The following is a 17,195-nucleotide window of genomic DNA, read 5'->3' as shown; positions in this document are numbered from 1 at the left end:
TCCTGAGCCAGGATCAAACTCTCCATAAAAATTTATGATGTTTGATTAGCTCATAATACTAAATAGTGTTTGTAACAATTAAGTTACTGTTCTTGGAATTAACGTTGACATATTGTCATTCAGTTTTCAATGTTCATTAATAATGGAGCGGGTGATGGGAATCGAACCCACAACATCAGCTTGGAAGGCTGAGGTTTTGCCATTAAACTACACCCGCATATTAAATTAAAAGTTTATTTGGTGCGGCCGAGAGGACTTGAACCTCCACGGGATTTCTCCCACTAGGCCCTCAACCTAGCGCGTCTGCCATTCCGCCACGACCGCTGGCAAAACGCAATAGTTACTATTAACTATCGAGAACATAAACAATTGTAAATGTTTTGTAATGAAATGTCAATAACTTTTTAACATATTTTTAAAGATGTTTTACAAACAATTAATGTTTAACTCTTTTATTAAAGCAACGATAATAACTATACATGTTTTTATAATTAATGTCAACATTTAATAAACAAAAATATTCAGATCTACAATTTTTGTAAAAGTAGACCTGAATTTCAATTTTAGTTACTTAGTAGCTAAGTTAAATGTTCTATTAGTGATAACTTTCCATTACAAATACCGCACCTCATCTTCCGAACATCTACTTTCCTTATCCTTAAATACTTGTAACCACATGATTGGCATTTATATAAATAATTAGCACGCGCTTCATATGATTGAATTGGTGCACAAAATCTCGGAGCGCCAACTTGCTTACTCAATATTTTAAATTCTGAATCTTTATGCTTATAACCTTTTCCACCTAAATGCAGATGATAGTGACATAACTCATGTTTAATTATATCGATTAATGCATTTTTACCATAATACTGATATTGTTTAGGATTAATTTCAATGTTATGTGAATCTAACATATAACGTCCACCTGTAGTACGTAGCTTATTATTAAACAAAGCATTATGACGAAAAGGTTCATTAAAATATCGATTTGAAATGCTTTCAACCATATTTTGAAGTTCATTATTATTCATGTGGATCAATCATTGTTAGAGAAACTTTTCCTTTATTTTTATCGATATCAAGAATCCAAACTTCTACTATATCTCCAACACTAACTACATCCATAGGATTTTTGACGAATTTTTTTGATAATTTAGATACGTGCACTAATCCGTCTTGTTTCACACCTATATCTACAAATGCTCCGAAATCAACAACATTTCTTACTGTTCCACTTAATTTCATACCTTCTTTTAAATCTTCAATAGATAGTACATCAGATTTAAGGATAGGCGTTTCAAACTCATCACGCGGATCTCGATTAGGTGCCATTAGAGATTTTATAATATCCTCTAAAGTTGGTACTCCAACATTTAATTGTTCAGCTATTTGATTTGTGTTTATGTTGGATAATTCAGTTTTTAACTTGTCAGTTCCTAAATCATTGATATCAAAATTTAAAACAGTCAATAATTCATATGTCACATCATAACTCTCAGGGTGAATTGACGTATTATCAAGTGGTTCAGAGCCATCTACAATACGCAAAAATCCTATACTTTGTTCAAATGTTTTGGCACCTAATCGTTTCACTTTACTTATTTCTTTATTGTGCTTGATTGCTCCATTTTCTTCACGGTAATCAATAATGTTTTGAGCTATTGCGCTAGATAGACCAGAAACATACTGTAATAGAGATTTTGATGCTGTATTTACATCTACACCAACTTGGTTTACGGCTGTTTCAACAACAAATGTTAATGCACTTTCAAGTTCTTTCTGATTTACATCATGTTGATATTGACCCACACCAATAGATTTAGGATCTATTTTAACTAATTCACTTAATGGATCTTGAACTCGTCTTCCTATTGAAACAGCACTTCGTTCTTCAACTTGAAAATTAGGAAACTCATATCTAGCAATTTCAGAAGCAGAATACACTGAGGCCCCCGCTTCATTGACAATAATAAATTTAATATCTAAATTATATTTTTTGATAACATCAGCAACAAATTGTTCAGTTTCACGACTGGCTGTACCATTACCAATAGCAATAAGCTCTATATTATTTTCTTTAATCATTCGGACAATTTCTTTTTCAGATGCTTCTACTTTAGATTTAGGTGGATGCGGATAAATTACACTTTTATCAATAAAAGTCCCATAAGGATTAATGACTGCTAGTTTACATCCTGTTCTAAATGCTGGGTCAACCCCTAATATTTGCTTGCCTTTCATAGGCGGTTGCAACAATAAGTGTTTTAAATTTTCACTAAAGACCTCAATAGCATGTTGTTCGGCTTTCTCAGTTAAATCAGCGCGTATTTCTCTTTCAATTGAAGGCATTATCAACCTTTTTAAACTGTCCTCAATTGCTAATTTAATATAATCTCCATGTGGATTATTACTTTTAACCTCATTTTTTTCAATAGCACTTGCTATTTGTTGAGTATCAAATTCTACCTTGACTGAAAGTACTTTTTCTTTTTCACCACGATTCATAGCTAGCACTCTATGATTAGCAACGTTCTTAATAGGTTCCACATAGTCATAGTACATTGCAAATGTTTCTTTTTCATCATCCGCTTTTTTCTTCTTAGCCGTTACAATATTTCCTTGCCTATAAATATCTTTCAATATACGACTACGATACTTAGGATTATCTGAAACGTGTTCAGCAATGATATCTAACGCTCCTTGAATTGCCTCGTCAACAGTAGCTACTTCATCATTAATATACGCCTCAGCTTTTTTGCTCAATTCACCCTGTTGACCATCACTAATCCATTGGGCTAAACTTTCAAGTCCTTTTCGCTTAGCTTCAGTTGCTCTTGTTTTCTTTTTTTGTTTAAAAGGTCTATAAAGATCCTCGACACGTTGCAATTTGGTTTGTTTAAGAATAGCTTCTTTTAGTTCATTTGTTAATAATCCCTGTTGTTCAATATTATGTATAACTTCATCTTTTCTTTTCTGTAAATTTGCAACATATTGATATTCGTCAGAAATTTGTTTGATTTGAACTTCATCCAAACCACCCGTTGCTTCTTTACGATATCTTGCTATAAAAGGAACAGTATTATTTTCTTCTAGCAATTCTAATACGGATTTTACTTGTTTTTCAGAAAATTGATATTTAGACACTATTTCATTCATTAACATTTTATCCATTTATATAACCACACTTTTCAAAAATTCTTATTTCTCTAAGTATACAATATTTAATTTTAAGCATTGCTTTTTTAATTCAAAAGAAAAAAAGGAGTCGGATAGAATTCATAGTGAATTCATTGTCCCACCCCCACAAAGATGACTAGACCTGAAAAACTACTAGTTGAACTTCTTATCAATACATGCAACAATTGCGACTGTCCACTATAGTTTTATATGATTAATGTTCTAGACTCTAAATGTAATATTTTATTGTTTAGCAGCTTGTTGCAATTTCTTAATTGCAGTTCTTTGTAAGCGTGATACATGCATTTGACTTAATCCAATACGTTCCCCAGTTTCTTTCTGGCTTAATCCTTCTATGAACGTGCATTGAATAATTTCTCTTTCTCTATCTGAGAGAATAGGCAAAATACGTTCAAGAATCATACGTTTTTCAGTTAAGTCATAATTGTCATCTTTTTGCCCCATGATATCTAGTAGAGTTACTGTTGAACCATCTTTATCTGCCTCAATTGAATGATCAACACTAAGCGCATTATAGCTTTGTCCCATTTCCATAGCTTCTAACACTTCTTCTTCTGAAACTTCTAAACGGTCAGCAATTTCTGCAATTGATGGAGATCTTTCCAACTCATTTGTTAGTTCATCGCTTACTTTTTTGATACGTGGGCCTATTTCTTTTATTCTTCTAGGAACATGAACACTCCAAGTTTTATCCCTTAAATATCTCTTAATCTCACCAATAACGGTCGGTACTAAGAATGCTTCAAATTTGCGATCAAAAGACAAATCAAATCTGTTAATAGCACCTATTAAACCAACCATACCAACTTGAACTAAATCTTCATGATGTGATTGTCCTTTAGAATACTTATAAGCTAAAGATTCAATTAATTTTCGATAATGATTAACTAATCTATCTTGAGCTTCTGTATTAGCGTTATCTTGATGTTCTTTAATCCATTGGTTAATTTGCTCAGGTGATACATCATTAACTGATTTCGACTCTTTCGTCATTATTTGGCACCTGCTCTTTTTTTATATACTTAATCATGCTGATTGTTACACCAGATTCTTTAAAGACTTTCACTTCATCCATCAAGGATTCAATTAAGAAAAGACCAAGTCCGCCTTCACGTAAGAAATCGATATTTTCATTCTCATCGTATGGTCCTAGCTGTGACTTAGTCGTTTCATAATCAAAACTTTCACCTTGATCTGAGATAACTATTTTTATTTTATCATCAAATAACTCAAAACATAAATTAATCATACCATTTGTTTCATCATTTTTATAAGCATGCTTAACTGCGTTAGTAACGGCTTCACTTACTGCAATTTTAGAATCTTCTATATCGTCGTAAGATGCGCCTGCTCTTGAGAAGACACCTGATAGAGTTAAACGAATTAAACTCACATACTCAGCAGAGGCAGGCAATTTCATCTCGATATAATCATTTTTAATAGGCAAGTTACTCTACCTCCGTTCCTTCATTGACATGCATTAAGTCCTTAAGGCCAGTAATATCAAATAATCTTCCGATTCTATCTGATACACCTAAAATATATAATTCTTTATCATTTTGATTCAAAGCTTTTAATGTTCCTACAAATAAACCTAATCCTGTAGAATCCATATAACTAACGTTTGTCACATTTACGTGAATATCATGAGTACCTTCTTGACGCATTGGCATCAAAACTTCTTCTAATTCAGGTACTGTATAAACATCTAATTCCCCAGCCACAATGACTTCATAATATTCATCATGTGTTACCGTCTCAATGTTAAGGTTCATAGTTCTTACACTCCTAGTTTAGTCTTTTGTTACTAATAATATGTATACTTTAGTAAGTATACCCATAGTTAGATTTATATAATCTAAAAATTTAATATTTAATTTACACGTTTTATAATCATAATAGTCATATCGTCACGTTTGTTAGGGTTTTGTATTTTTAATATAGCTTCATATAATATTTGTACTATATCTTGTGGATGCATATGCTTATACTTACGTATGAGGTTCAACAATGTGTTTTTAGCTATGAATTCGCCATCTGTGTATCTTGCTTCTGTAACACCATCAGTAAATATGATAACTAAATCATCTAAATGAATGGGAATTTCTTGTTGACTATAACGAGTGTGCTGACTTACACCTAAGACTCTTCCTCTAACTTCAATTTCTTCAAATGTTTCAGTTTCCGCTCTATAAATATATCCAGGTTCATGACCTGCAGAACTACAATAAAGTAGATGGTTCATTTCTTCATATAATCCGTAAAACATGGTCACAAACATGTTTTGATTTACGTTTTTCTCCACAACACGGTTAAGACGTTTCAATCCATCACTAGGTAATTGGGAATGCCCATAGGAGTCCATTCCGAATTTAATCATACTCATAGCTAATGCAGCTGGAATTCCCTTACCTATAACATCAGCAATAGCGAAACTCATCGTTCCATCCCTATGATCAATTAAATTAAAATAGTCGCCACTCACTTTTTGAGCAGCAACAGAAATCACACCAATCTGTATACTATCAAATTGAGGGATATCTGTTTTTAACATTGTCTGTTGAAGCCTAGAAGCTAAATCAATTTCTTTATCGTGGAATTGCATTTTATCAACTAACTTTTGGTAGTCTCGATAACTATATCCAAACCCTTTTACAACCTCTTGTAACACATCTAATGTATCAAAAATTTGTTCTTTATCTAAATTTAAGGAGGTTACATATGATTTGTGTATATTCACAATATCTTCAGGTAGAATATCTTTTTTAATTACTTCATCTGTAAAATCATTACACTTTTTTAGAAATTGTTGTTTATTTTGCGTAACTAAACTTTCATCAATAAGTTGCTTATAATGCTGCTTAAATTCTTCCAAAAATCTGCCTCCTTGCTTCAATATATCTATTACTTAGAACTTATTTATATGCATTTGATATTTATTAATAAAATTCATTATTGTTAAAACCATAATATTAAATAATATGCTTTATATTTAAAAAAGACTTTAGGTATTACCTAAAGTCAACAACTAAAGACTATTAATTAATCTAGTACTTACCTTCAAATAAGACTAATATGTATTAAGTGCATAGAAATTAAATTACGAAAATTCGAATAACTGAATTTAAAATATTGTCTTTAATAGTTAAAATGAAATACTTTTGAATTATACATGAATTAAGTTATGTGTTTTGCGTTTTAACTTCATCATGCAATCCTAGACTAATGTCTAACGCTTCATCCACTTCTTGCATTTTCTCATCAGATAGATATGTTAATTTTTCTTTTAGTCGTTTTTTATCTAATGTTCTAATTTGCTCGAGTAGAATAACTGAATCTTTATCAAGTCTGTATTTCTTTTTCTCGATTTCAACATGTGTGGGTATTTTCGCTTTATTAATCCTTCCCGTAATCGCAGCAACGATTACGGTAGGACTATATTTGTTACCAGTATCGTTTTGAATGATAACTACAGGTCTGACTCCCCCTTGTTCTGAGCCCTGTACTGGTGACAAATCAGCTAAATATACATCGCCTCTTCTAATCATTCACTTTTATAATTAGAAATAAGGTACGTTTCGTTGCAATCACAAGCTTCGCATTCTAGAGGAAAAGCTTCTGTCGCTAGGGAGAGATTTAATTCGGCCATTTGTGCATAGCCTTCTTTTAAAGATTGTTCAAGACTGTGACTTCTATTTTGATTGAAAGTAAGCATAATATGAACCTCCAGTTGATACCAAATAAGACATTATAAACTTTAATTAATTTTATAATAACAAATTTTATTTCAAGTGACTATACTATTTTAATAATTCATTAGTTACATGCATCTCGTCATCAACTTGATAGATTCTAGGTAAACGTCTACCTAAATTACATAAAACTTCATAGCTAATCGTGTCTTGTTTTTGAGCTAGAGTTTCAGCTGATTGAGGTGAATCATAAGCATTATCTAGAAGTGTCACAGAGTCTCCCTCTTTTACATCATCTGGCACTTTAATTATCATTTGATCCATACATACTCGACCTATGACTTCACATTGATGGCCTTTGACATTAACAAATGCCCCTTGCATTGAGCGTAAGTAACCATCTGCATATCCAATTGGCAAAATTGCGATTTTTATATCTTCAGTTGCTGTAAATGTACTGCCATAACTTACCGATTCGCCAACTTTTAAATATTTAGTTTGGACAACTTGTGTTAATAATTGCGCACTTGGTTGTAATTCAGTTTCAACTTTTTCTTTTACATACGCTGACGGATAATAACCATAAAGTGAAATACCAAGTCTAACTGCGTTACATAATTCAAAGTTTCTCAATAAGGAACCAGCTGAATTTTGAGAATGTATGAATTTAGGTTTTTCAGCTTGAGTTACTAAGGTTTCAAATTGTTCATATTGATGATCCATTGAGTCGCCAGGTTCATCAGCATTAGCAAAGTGCGTATATACACCTTCGAATACCAAATGAGGATGACTTTGAATTAAGTCAATGACTTCTTTATATTCTTCCAGTGATTTAATTCCAAGTCTGCCCATACCTGTGTCGAGTTTCACATGTAGCCATAAATTCTTTTCATTATCATCACTAATTAATTCTATTGCATGTTGTAGCCATTGTAATGATGGTACAGTCAAAGCAACTCTGTGTTGAATAGCTTTATTTATATCTTCAAGAGGAATGACGCCTAAGATAAGTATTTGAGCATTGATTCCATGCATACGTAGTTCAATAGCTTCATCAAGAGTTGCTACTGCAAAAAAGTCAGCACCGTTTTTCATTAAATGTTGTGCGATTTTAACGCTACCTAGCCCATAACTATTAGCTTTTACTACTGGTATAACTGTTTTATCGCTATGTAACGTTCTAACAGTATTATAGTTATTTAAAATCGCTGATAAATCTACGTTTAAATAAGTTGATCTATAGAATTTATCTGACATACGTAATCCTCCTCTTATTTAGTAAAAAAATCTTGTTTATTATTGATTTAACTCGTTCAAAATACGAGGTAGAAATTATTTTTATTATAATACTGTTAATCTCTCTTTTCTAACAAAACCTGACTCATCGCATAATGTTCTGTATGAGTTATTGAAACATGTACGATAAAACCATTGTAATCTATACATGGTTTACCTTTTATATCGTTGTAACAATTAATGTCTTTGAATGCCACTGTTTTTCCTAAGCCTGTACCTAATGCTTTACTGAAAGCTTCTTTGGTTGCGAAACGACCAGATAAAAATTCAAGTTTTCTCTTTTCACTTTTAAATGAATGAAATTGTTGTTCCTCTTCTTGTGTTAAAATTCTCTTTACTAACTTGTCTTTTTGTTTCTCAAAAGCTTTTTTAATTCTATCAATTTCTATTAAATCAATACCTATTCCATGTATCATGCTAATCCCTCACTCACTAGGTAAATTTGAATGATCTATTTTCTTATTCATTTCACTAATATCATTTTGCTGAATTTTTTTCTTATTTTGTATCATTTGTTTAAGATTAATTGCGTCTGTCTTTGCAATCAAGTCTATTTGAGAAACACCACCTGCAGTCGACAAATGCAATGATGCTAACTCATATTTTCTCATTAAAAAACCTTCTTTAATATCGATATTTTGAATTCTATAAAATGGAATAATTTTAGTATTGATAAAAATAATGCCTCTTCTTATATAAATTTCATCATTTGAATGACTATAACGAAAGTTTTTATATTTTAAAAATGGTGTTATAACTATAAAAACAACACAACATAAAATAATTAGTGCTATCGCAAGACTTACAAGTAATGCGCGACGCATTTCCTCAATGTATAAATCACATAAAATGCTTGCTATTATCACTATAATTGTAAAAATAATGCTAGTAATCATTGAAGCAATCCTCATCACTTTAAGGCCGTTTTTATTCATGTAATTATAATTAGACATCGTACTCACCTCTTAAATACGCATCAACGTAGCGTTGCGATGTATCTTCTTTTATGAACTTTAATTCCATAAACTCAAATATTGATCCCTTAGCAATAAGGAAATATAAATTTGCTAAATGACTTCTTTCGAGGAAAGGATGTTGGCTCGTTTCCATACCTATAATTTTATCCGTTTTGAAGTAATATGTTTGAAAACCAAAAGTGCTTACGCGTTTCAAAGTAATTTCATCATTCTCTATCACTAAGCCAGCATTTTTAACGTAGATATATGCATGAGACATCATCACAATAATTATCATCAAAGCGATAAAAAAGCTCCATGCACTCCAAAAATAAGTTCCAATACTAGCTAAAATTAAAACGATAATACTTGGTATAAAAAAGTGACGATGAAATCCATTCCACGGCATAATGTTTTCGACCTTATTAAACTTCATTTCTGGTACAAGCTTTCCAATAATTTCATACGCTTCTTTTTGTCTTATAAATGGTAATATCATAATTTTACCATTGTCACTTGCATCATCTTTAGACTCTATGTCCATATCACTCGTGATTATAAAGTGTATAGAGGTATATCCAAATATTTTTCTTAAGAAAGATTGTTTCTCTAACACTGCTTGTAGTCGATCAGTTGGAACTGTTAGATTTTTCACATTAAAAAGACCATAACTAATTTTAAGATGATTCCCCTGTTGTACAACTTTGTAGTTATAATAACGAATAATCGTAATTATAGTTCCTAAAACATAACTAATGATTAAAATCGATACAACAACAAACAACACAATAATAAGTACAGAATTTACCCAATGCCATAGATTAGACGTCCATTTATCCCAAGGGATAATATCTTGAAATGCACCTACTATTGGCGAAACGGCAGCAAAGGCCACACCTATTGCCCCACTCGTCATAGCCATTAGAATTAGTGAAGTTAAGGACATATTGAACACATGTTCTGAATTACTTTCTGTTACACTTGTCGACGCATTGTATTGCTCAGTTTTTAGTTCATTTTCATCCGCTTCATCATTGATTGAATATTCTTGAGTATCATTATTTAATTCTTTTTGTCTCATACGTATGGTTTGTTCAATGAACTCACTCTGTTTCTTCGTTATTGTTGCCAATTCAATACCATCACTTGGCGTTTTAATTTGTAAACTAACACCACCCACGATTTGGTTAATCAAACCTTGTGTTGTATCTAATGACTGAATTCTACTTAGATTTAGTTCTTTTCTTTTTTTATTTAACCAACCAGATGTAACAATAAATTGATCGTTTTCAATCCAATATCTTGTAACTTTAATTTCTAAAAATCGATGTATAAACGTCAAAATAAAGATAAATAAAAAGATTGATGGGCCAATATAATGACGAATTTCTGTAAAATCAAAATTCCATATATTAAAACCAACTAATATGATAAATGTAAAAATATTTTGTTTAATTACGTCTATTATCCCTGTTATGTATGAAATTGGATGCAATTTTTGAGGATTAAACATCTGAATCAGCACCTCGCAATGCTATAAAAATATCTTCTGATAATTGATTCATTTCTTCTTCTGAGACAATTGGTAATTTTAGTTCATGTCCCGCTGTTACAAAAATTAAAATATTTAAATTTAATAGCTTTAAAATAGGATTACTTTTAATTTCTAAAAATTGTAGCCGTTCAATTTTAGTTATTTGGTGTTTTTTAAAGATAAAAGTCTTTTTAACTTCGACATTTCTATCATTAACCCTATAAAAACGATATTTATAATTAATAATGGGTTGTAATAGTAAACGAATAACCGAAATGAAGACTAAGAAGATAAGTATGTAGACAATAAGGTGGTACCAATTAAAATATCGCCACATTGAAAATAGTGCAACAATGATAATCAGTTCTATTAAAAATAAGATACCACTATTAAGCCAGTGGTATTTCAGTGCATTTTTAGGACTCTTATGAAATGAACTTTCTACCTTCATAATATACTCCTTTGCAATTTTATTTTATTATATCATATTTAGTGTGAGGCTTACTGACCTTGCTGAATATGCGAAATTGTTAAATTACTTCTACTATTTAATCAAATTTAAAACCACCTCAAAAGCATGAGATGGTTTGATTATAAAATTCAATATTGAATTATTTTATTTTTGTAAATCTGCGAATGTTCGACCTTTCATCGTAGATCTACCTTTGTCTTGTCTTTCACGACGGTCAGGTTTTTTACCTTTTTTCTTATTAAAGTTACCTTTTGAACGTTTGTTTTTATTATCGAACTTGTTATTACGTTTTCCACCACGACGTGATCCATTACCTTTACCTTGGCGATTTTTACGTGCTAATGGTTTTTCAAATGTTAATTGTACTTCCACTTCATCATTTGCTTCTACTAATTCTTGTAGTAATGATGCAACTAATTCAGTACTATCATATTCTTCTAATAACTCGCTTGAGATACGTTTCAAACGTGCTTCACTTTCTCGTGACATCCAATTTTTCACTTTATCTTTAATATCATCTTCACGCGCTTTTAATACTTCTTTTCGGTGAGGTGGTCTTAAAGCGTTCATGCGTCTTCCATTTGAATCTTCAATTTGACGGATGTAATCCATTTCAATTGGATTTACAAATGTAACAGCGATGCCTTCTTTACCAGCTCTTCCTGTACGTCCGATTCTATGTGTATAGCTTTCAGTATCTTGAGGAATGTCAAAGTTATATACATGACTTACACCTGAAATATCTAAACCACGTGCCGCAACGTCTGTAGCAACTAATATATCGATTTGATCATTTTTAAATTTCTTCAATACTTCTAAACGTTTAGCTTGTGTGATATCACCATGTAAGCCTTCTGCTTTGTATCCTTTAGATAATAAAGCACTTGTTAATTCATCCACACGACGTTTTGTTCTACCGAAGACAATGGCTAATTCAGGTTGGTGTACATCTAAGAAATTAGTAAATGTATCGAACTTTTCAAGCTCTTTCACTATTGTATAATATTCATCAATTTGAGGGTCTGACATTTCGTTGTTCATTGTCTTAACGATTTGAGGAGATTTCATGAATTGTTGTACTAAAGTTTGGATTGCTTTAGGCATTGTTGCTGAGAATAACATTGTTTGTCTTTGTTCAGCTGGAATTTTATCCATAATGAATCTCATATCATCGATGAATCCCATGTTCATCATTTCATCCGCTTCATCCAAAATCAATGTATGAATACCATTTGTTTTTAATGTACGTCTATTTAAGTGGTCAATGACACGTCCTGGTGTACCTACAACGATTTGTGGTCCTCTTTTTAAAGCTTTAATTTGTCGATCGATTGGCATACCACCAAATACCGTTACAACTTGTACATTTTGACCACGGCTAAATTCTCTTAATTGTTCAGCTACTTGCATAGCCAATTCTCTTGTAGGTGCTAATATTAACGCTTGTACACCTGATTGACCCACAACTTTTTCTATTAAAGGAATCCCGAACGCTCCCGTTTTACCTGTACCAGTTTGAGCTTGTCCAAGGATGTCTTTTCCTTCTAATGTATAAGGGATACTATCTTTTTGGATAGGTGTGGGTTCCTTAAAGCCCATTGCTTCAAGGGTCTCAACTGTTTTATCCGAAATCCCTAGTTCTTTAAAATTTTGCAATATAATTCTCCTTTTAACTTTCTTATTTATCAATATACGTTTGTGTATATAAGGTCCTCTTATTACGTCAACTTCTATATAGTACCACCTAAAATTACATATCGCAATAAAGCAATTTTATAGATGAACTCGTTTTCAAACCTATTTTCATATAATAGCGTTTACATTTTTCACTTGTTAATTAAATTTTTAAAGTAAAAAAACAAGCCACTAAAGGATTTAGATTCCTAATTAGTGACTTGCTTAGATTGATAGTAATTTTGAAAATAATTAAATCAATTTATTTACAACTTCTTCAAGTTTATTTCCTCTTGAACCTTTTACAAGAACTTTGTCGTTAGCAACTAAGTTATTTATTAAATATTGAGTTAATTGTTGTTTATCAATAAAATATTCAACGTGGTCAACAAATTGTCCTCCAATATCACTAATATACTTTGCATCTTTGCCATATGTTAATAATGTATGGATGTTTTTACCTTCTAAATATGCGCCTACCTCTTCGTGCATTGAACGACTATTTTCCCCTAATTCAAGTGAGTCAGCAAGTACAATAATTTTTCTACCTTCCATTTGACTCAAAGTATCAATTGCGGCTTTCATACTTGTAGGACTGGCATTATAAGCATCATTTATGATAGTAATATCATCATCAGTAATATGGCGTTCCATTCGCATACCAGTAAGTTGAACATGATTAATGTTATGTTGAATAGTCTCATATTTAAGTCCTAGTTCATGACCAATAGCAATAGCGATAGCTGCATTTTTCATATTATGGATTCCTAGAATAGGTAATTTATAATGTTCATTACCGTTAATAGAGAAAGCAATGCCATCATTTTCACTATGTTCTACTTCGCATACTAAAGCATTATCTTGTTTCAAACCTACACTTAAACATTTAGCGTGTTTGATTTTTTTAACATGTGGTTCAAGCAATGGTTCATCACCATCATAGATGAATGTTCCTTCTTTTTTAAGTCCAATTGTTATTTCAGATTTAGCTTTAGCAATGCCTTCACGAGAACCTAAATCTTGCATATGTGATTCACCAATATTAGTAATAACAGCAATATCTGGTTCTGCTATATTAGAAAGTAATTCTATTTCATGGAATCCAGACATACCCATTTCTAATATTGAAATCTCTGTATCTAAATCAAGCTCTAAAATAGTTAACGGTAAGCCTATTTCATTATTGTAATTACCTTGCGTTTTTTTTACTTTAAATTCAGTGTGTAATACACTCTCAATCATATCTTTTGTAGTTGTTTTACCGTTTGAACCAGTAACACCTATTACTTTAGGGTTCACATGTTTAAGATATGCTTTAGCTAATTGTTGTAACGCAATTAATGTATCGTCTACCCATATAATAGGTCCCTTCACGTTATCATCAATGTCATGGCCCTTTTCATAGAAAGAAGCCCCAGCACCATCTTTTAACGCCTGTGAAACAAAGCAATGACCATCTACGTTCTCACCTTTAAATGGTATAAATAACATATTAGTTTTGATTGCACGTGAATCGATCGTCACACCTTTGATGGTTTGTCGTAAATATTGTGAATCAATATCACAAGGTATCCATTCCTGAATTTGCTGTAAAGTAACTTCTATCATTTATGAATCCCTCTCTTAGTCAATTGTGTATTTGTTTTTCTTTTTATCCTCGTGACGTTCTTTAGCTAGGTCAATTAATTTTGTGATTAGGTCAGAATAAGATAACCCCATATTCTCCCATAAACTTGGATACATACTAAATGCTGTAAATCCAGGCATTGCATTTGTTTCATTAATAAAAATTTGATTGTCTTCAGTAACAAAGAAATCCGCACGTACTAATCCCGAACAATCTGTAGCTTTAAATGCTTCCAATGCCATGTTTCTTAATGTCATTTGCACTTCTTCATCTAATTCTGCAGGAATTTGTAAACTGATTTTACCGTCTTTGTATTTTGATTTGTAATCATAGAATGCAACATCTTTGATAACTTCTCCTGGCCATGTTGTTTCAGGATAGTCATTGCCCAATACAGCTACTTCAACTTCGCGAGCATTAATACCTTGCTCAATAACGAGTTTACGGTCAAATTGGAAAGCTTCCTCAATACCTGATTTTAGTTCATCCTCATTATTACATTTACTAATACCTACACTTGAGCCAAGATTTGCAGGTTTTACGAATACTGGATATGTAAGTTTATCTTTAACGAGTTTAATAATATTCCCCTCATATTTTTCATATTCACTTCTTAAGAAACTAATGTAAGGTAATTGAGGCAATCCTCTATGTTCAAATAATTGTTTCATGACAAGTTTATCCATTGAACTTGATGCAGCTAGTACACCGTTTCCAACATATGGTAAATCAAGAACTTCAAATAACCCTTGAATTGTACCATCTTCACCATTAGGGCCATGAAGTAATGGGAATATTGCATCATAAGGTTTACCATTGCTACTTTCTTTAAGCAAAATAGTGATTTCGCCCGCTTCTATATCTGTCATATTTAGGGATTCAATTTCTTTAATTTCCTCAGTGATATTTTCTTTTTTCTTCCATAAGCCATCATTCGTAATATAAATGATATCCACTAAATATCTTTCTTTATCAATTGCATTAAGAACATTTTGCGCAGTCAATTTAGAAACATCATGTTCAGCACTTTTACCACCATATACGATACAAATGTTTTCTTTTACCATAAGTAGTTCCTCCATTAAGAAAGATCATAACTCAATCATTTATGAGAAGTATTAAACTATTACGTTATTTAAACTTCTTACAAATGTCTATATCTCTTTCAATTCATTTTTACTTTTTCTTTTTAGTTAACTATCAATATTTTATAAATTTTATTTAGTTTAAACTATGCTTTCTAAAAAACAATATTATCACAGTCTAAAGTGATTTTGCATTTATCAACTTAAATCTAATTATGTTTAAATAATTTTTTTGGTTTATATTAGATTAATTTACCAATCATAATTCAAACACAATTTTAGATAGAATTTTTAGTTTTCTATATTCAGCCTGTTATTTTCTAGCAAATTAATATAAAGTCATGTAAAATTTGTATATAATATTAATCGTTCGATTATAAGAATTTAAGGAGTTTTCTCATGAAATATTCATCCCGTCAACAGCCTTCAAAACATTGGCTACGTAAGATAGACTGGATACTTGTAGCATTATTAACCATACTTGCCATTATAAGTGTTACTACGATTAGTTCAGCTATGGGTGGAGGACAATATAGTGCAAACTTTAGTATTCGCCAAATCATATATTACATATTAGGTGCTATTATCGCATTAGTTATTATGCTTATTTCACCTAAAAAGATTAGAAATAATACATATATTCTTTATTTTATCTTTTGTGTACTACTTATCGGTTTACTCATATTACCTGAAACATCTATTACACCAATCATTAATGGTGCTAAAAGTTGGTATTCATTTGGACCAGTAAGTATTCAACCCTCAGAATTTATGAAGGTCATCTTAATTCTAGCATTAGCAAAGAGCGTTTCTAACCATAATCGTTTTACTTTTAATAAATCTTTTCAAACTGATTTAGTCTTGTTCTTTAAAATCATAGGAATTTCAATAGTTCCAATGGCTTTAATCTTATTACAAAATGACTTAGGTACAACGCTTGTGATTTGCGCTATTATTATCGGTATAATGTTAGTTAGCGGTATTACATGGAGAATTTTAGCACCATTATTTATAGTCGCTTTTGTTTTTGGAGGAACTATTATATTAGCTATCATTTATAAACCAACGTTAATTGAGAGCCTTCTAGGTGTGAAAATGTATCAAATGGGACGAATTAATTCTTGGTTGGATCCATATTCATATAGTGCTGGAGACGGTTATCACTTAACAGAATCTTTAAAAGCGATTGGGTCTGGTCAATTATTCGGTAAAGGATTTAATCATGGTGAGGTTTACATTCCTGAAAATCATACAGATTTTATATTCTCAGTAGTTGGAGAAGAAATGGGATTTATAGGCGCTGTAGTTTTACTACTCATCTTTTTAGCATTGATTTTTCATTTAATTCGACTTGCTACGAAAGTTGAATCTCCATTCAGCAAAATATTTATCATAGGCTATGTATCACTACTTGTTTTCCACATATTACAAAATATAGGTATGACAATCCAATTACTACCTATTACCGGAATTCCACTACCATTTATTAGTTATGGCGGTAGTTCACTATGGAGTTTAATGGTTGGTATAGGTGTCGTCTTATCTATACATTTCCATCAAAGACAAACAATGCCTAATAAAGAAGAGTCCGGGACATAAAGTTCTTGGATAAGTGAAAAAAAGACAATTTCTATTGAAATAATATAGAAATTGTCTTT

At 31.4% G+C, this 17,195-nt stretch carries 17 protein-coding genes and 2 tRNA genes; 1 reads left to right on the top strand and 18 read right to left on the bottom strand.

The window, feature by feature from the left end:
* Positions 1-143 precede the first annotated feature (143 nt).
* The 18 genes from AC1RRU_RS12005 to AC1RRU_RS11920 all read right to left on the bottom strand — a co-directional run bounded on the left by AC1RRU_RS12005 (position 144) and on the right by AC1RRU_RS11920 (position 15,519).
* A tRNA-Gly gene (locus AC1RRU_RS12005) sits at positions 144-217 on the bottom strand.
* Between the two features lie 21 nt (positions 218-238).
* Positions 239-324, bottom strand: a tRNA-Leu gene (locus tag AC1RRU_RS12000).
* Positions 325-578: 254 nt separating this feature from the next.
* Positions 579-1,034 carry a SprT family protein gene (locus tag AC1RRU_RS11995; RefSeq protein WP_016931367.1) on the bottom strand — a complete coding sequence of 152 codons (456 nt, stop codon included), beginning with the start codon at positions 1,032-1,034 and terminating at the stop codon, positions 579-581.
* Positions 1,027-3,174: a Tex family protein gene (locus AC1RRU_RS11990; RefSeq protein ID WP_053022149.1), complete on the bottom strand. Its 2,148-nt coding sequence runs from the start codon at positions 3,172-3,174 to the stop codon at positions 1,027-1,029. Before AC1RRU_RS11990 ends, AC1RRU_RS11995 begins: the two co-directional genes overlap by 8 nt.
* Positions 3,175-3,423: 249 nt before the next feature.
* Entirely contained in the window at positions 3,424-4,194 is a 771-nt protein-coding gene (gene sigB / locus AC1RRU_RS11985) for an RNA polymerase sigma factor SigB (RefSeq protein WP_011275276.1), read from the bottom strand.
* Positions 4,169-4,621, bottom strand: coding sequence for an anti-sigma B factor RsbW (rsbW, locus tag AC1RRU_RS11980; protein WP_046309853.1), 453 nt, complete (start codon positions 4,619-4,621; stop codon positions 4,169-4,171). The genes sigB and rsbW overlap by 26 nt, the downstream gene beginning before the upstream one ends.
* Before the next feature lie 28 nt (positions 4,622-4,649).
* A complete protein-coding gene (locus AC1RRU_RS11975; RefSeq protein WP_011275274.1) occupies positions 4,650-4,976 on the bottom strand; it encodes an anti-sigma factor antagonist in 327 nt (108 codons plus the stop codon).
* Between the two features lie 98 nt (positions 4,977-5,074).
* The gene (locus AC1RRU_RS11970) at positions 5,075-6,076 is read right to left on the bottom strand and encodes a SpoIIE family protein phosphatase (RefSeq protein WP_011275273.1); all 1,002 of its coding nucleotides are present in this window, start codon (positions 6,074-6,076) and stop codon (positions 5,075-5,077) included.
* 307 nt (positions 6,077-6,383) lie between these two features.
* Entirely contained in the window at positions 6,384-6,749 is a 366-nt protein-coding gene (locus AC1RRU_RS11965; RefSeq protein ID WP_011275272.1) for a type II toxin-antitoxin system PemK/MazF family toxin, read from the bottom strand.
* A complete protein-coding gene (gene mazE, locus AC1RRU_RS11960; protein ID WP_011275271.1) occupies positions 6,746-6,916 on the bottom strand; it encodes a type II toxin-antitoxin system antitoxin MazE in 171 nt (56 codons plus the stop codon). The genes AC1RRU_RS11965 and mazE overlap by 4 nt, the downstream gene beginning before the upstream one ends.
* An 85-nt stretch (positions 6,917-7,001) precedes the next feature.
* A complete protein-coding gene (gene alr, locus AC1RRU_RS11955) occupies positions 7,002-8,150 on the bottom strand; it encodes an alanine racemase (RefSeq protein WP_016931365.1) in 1,149 nt (382 codons plus the stop codon).
* Positions 8,151-8,245: 95 nt separating this feature from the next.
* On the bottom strand, positions 8,246-8,605 hold the full coding sequence (gene acpS / locus AC1RRU_RS11950) for a holo-ACP synthase (RefSeq protein WP_011275269.1): 360 nt from the start codon (positions 8,603-8,605) through the stop codon (positions 8,246-8,248).
* A gap of 9 nt (positions 8,606-8,614) precedes the next feature.
* Entirely contained in the window at positions 8,615-9,142 is a 528-nt protein-coding gene (locus AC1RRU_RS11945) for a PH domain-containing protein (protein ID WP_033080076.1), read from the bottom strand.
* On the bottom strand, positions 9,135-10,658 hold the full coding sequence (locus AC1RRU_RS11940; RefSeq protein WP_016931363.1) for a PH domain-containing protein: 1,524 nt from the start codon (positions 10,656-10,658) through the stop codon (positions 9,135-9,137). Before AC1RRU_RS11940 ends, AC1RRU_RS11945 begins: the two co-directional genes overlap by 8 nt.
* Positions 10,651-11,130: a PH domain-containing protein gene (locus AC1RRU_RS11935; protein ID WP_011275266.1), complete on the bottom strand. Its 480-nt coding sequence runs from the start codon at positions 11,128-11,130 to the stop codon at positions 10,651-10,653. Before AC1RRU_RS11935 ends, AC1RRU_RS11940 begins: the two co-directional genes overlap by 8 nt.
* A gap of 165 nt (positions 11,131-11,295) precedes the next feature.
* Entirely contained in the window at positions 11,296-12,807 is a 1,512-nt protein-coding gene (gene cshA / locus AC1RRU_RS11930; RefSeq protein ID WP_016931362.1) for a degradosome RNA helicase CshA, read from the bottom strand.
* 270 nt (positions 12,808-13,077) lie between these two features.
* Positions 13,078-14,433, bottom strand: coding sequence for a UDP-N-acetylmuramoyl-tripeptide--D-alanyl-D-alanine ligase (locus AC1RRU_RS11925; RefSeq protein WP_011275264.1), 1,356 nt, complete (start codon positions 14,431-14,433; stop codon positions 13,078-13,080).
* Positions 14,434-14,448: 15 nt separating this feature from the next.
* Entirely contained in the window at positions 14,449-15,519 is a 1,071-nt protein-coding gene (locus AC1RRU_RS11920; protein WP_011275263.1) for a D-alanine--D-alanine ligase, read from the bottom strand.
* A gap of 417 nt (positions 15,520-15,936) precedes the next feature.
* Between AC1RRU_RS11920 and AC1RRU_RS11915 the strand changes: the two genes are divergently transcribed.
* Complete coding sequence (locus tag AC1RRU_RS11915; RefSeq protein WP_011275262.1) at positions 15,937-17,136, top strand: FtsW/RodA/SpoVE family cell cycle protein; 1,200 nt, start codon at positions 15,937-15,939, stop codon at positions 17,134-17,136.
* The last annotated feature ends 59 nt before the right edge of the window (positions 17,137-17,195 follow it).

Source organism: Staphylococcus sp. GW821-FHT11H10 (assembly GCF_058807855.1).
The sequence above is the reverse complement of the archived record's forward strand: the minus strand, read 5'-3'. Positions and strand labels throughout refer to the sequence as shown.

Excerpts from the sequence above, each read along its gene's own strand:
- alr (WP_016931365.1), bottom strand. The coding sequence starts at position 8,150 with ATGTCAGATAAATTCTATAGATCAACTTATTTAAACGTAGATTTATCA.
- sigB (WP_011275276.1), bottom strand. The coding sequence starts at position 4,194 with ATGACGAAAGAGTCGAAATCAGTTAATGATGTATCACCTGAGCAAATT.
- AC1RRU_RS11965 (WP_011275272.1), bottom strand. The coding sequence starts at position 6,749 with ATGATTAGAAGAGGCGATGTATATTTAGCTGATTTGTCACCAGTACAG.
- AC1RRU_RS11940 (WP_016931363.1), bottom strand. The coding sequence starts at position 10,658 with ATGTTTAATCCTCAAAAATTGCATCCAATTTCATACATAACAGGGATA.
- AC1RRU_RS11975 (WP_011275274.1), bottom strand. The coding sequence starts at position 4,976 with ATGAACCTTAACATTGAGACGGTAACACATGATGAATATTATGAAGTC.
- AC1RRU_RS11945 (WP_033080076.1), bottom strand. The coding sequence starts at position 9,142 with ATGTCTAATTATAATTACATGAATAAAAACGGCCTTAAAGTGATGAGG.
- AC1RRU_RS11995 (WP_016931367.1), bottom strand. The coding sequence starts at position 1,034 with ATGAATAATAATGAACTTCAAAATATGGTTGAAAGCATTTCAAATCGA.
- AC1RRU_RS11990 (WP_053022149.1), bottom strand. The coding sequence starts at position 3,174 with ATGGATAAAATGTTAATGAATGAAATAGTGTCTAAATATCAATTTTCT.
- AC1RRU_RS11935 (WP_011275266.1), bottom strand. The coding sequence starts at position 11,130 with ATGAAGGTAGAAAGTTCATTTCATAAGAGTCCTAAAAATGCACTGAAA.
- acpS (WP_011275269.1), bottom strand. The coding sequence starts at position 8,605 with ATGATACATGGAATAGGTATTGATTTAATAGAAATTGATAGAATTAAA.
- AC1RRU_RS11915 (WP_011275262.1), top strand. The coding sequence starts at position 15,937 with ATGAAATATTCATCCCGTCAACAGCCTTCAAAACATTGGCTACGTAAG.
- rsbW (WP_046309853.1), bottom strand. The coding sequence starts at position 4,621 with ATGAAATTGCCTGCCTCTGCTGAGTATGTGAGTTTAATTCGTTTAACT.
- mazE (WP_011275271.1), bottom strand. The coding sequence starts at position 6,916 with ATGCTTACTTTCAATCAAAATAGAAGTCACAGTCTTGAACAATCTTTA.
- AC1RRU_RS11925 (WP_011275264.1), bottom strand. The coding sequence starts at position 14,433 with ATGATAGAAGTTACTTTACAGCAAATTCAGGAATGGATACCTTGTGAT.
- AC1RRU_RS11920 (WP_011275263.1), bottom strand. The coding sequence starts at position 15,519 with ATGGTAAAAGAAAACATTTGTATCGTATATGGTGGTAAAAGTGCTGAA.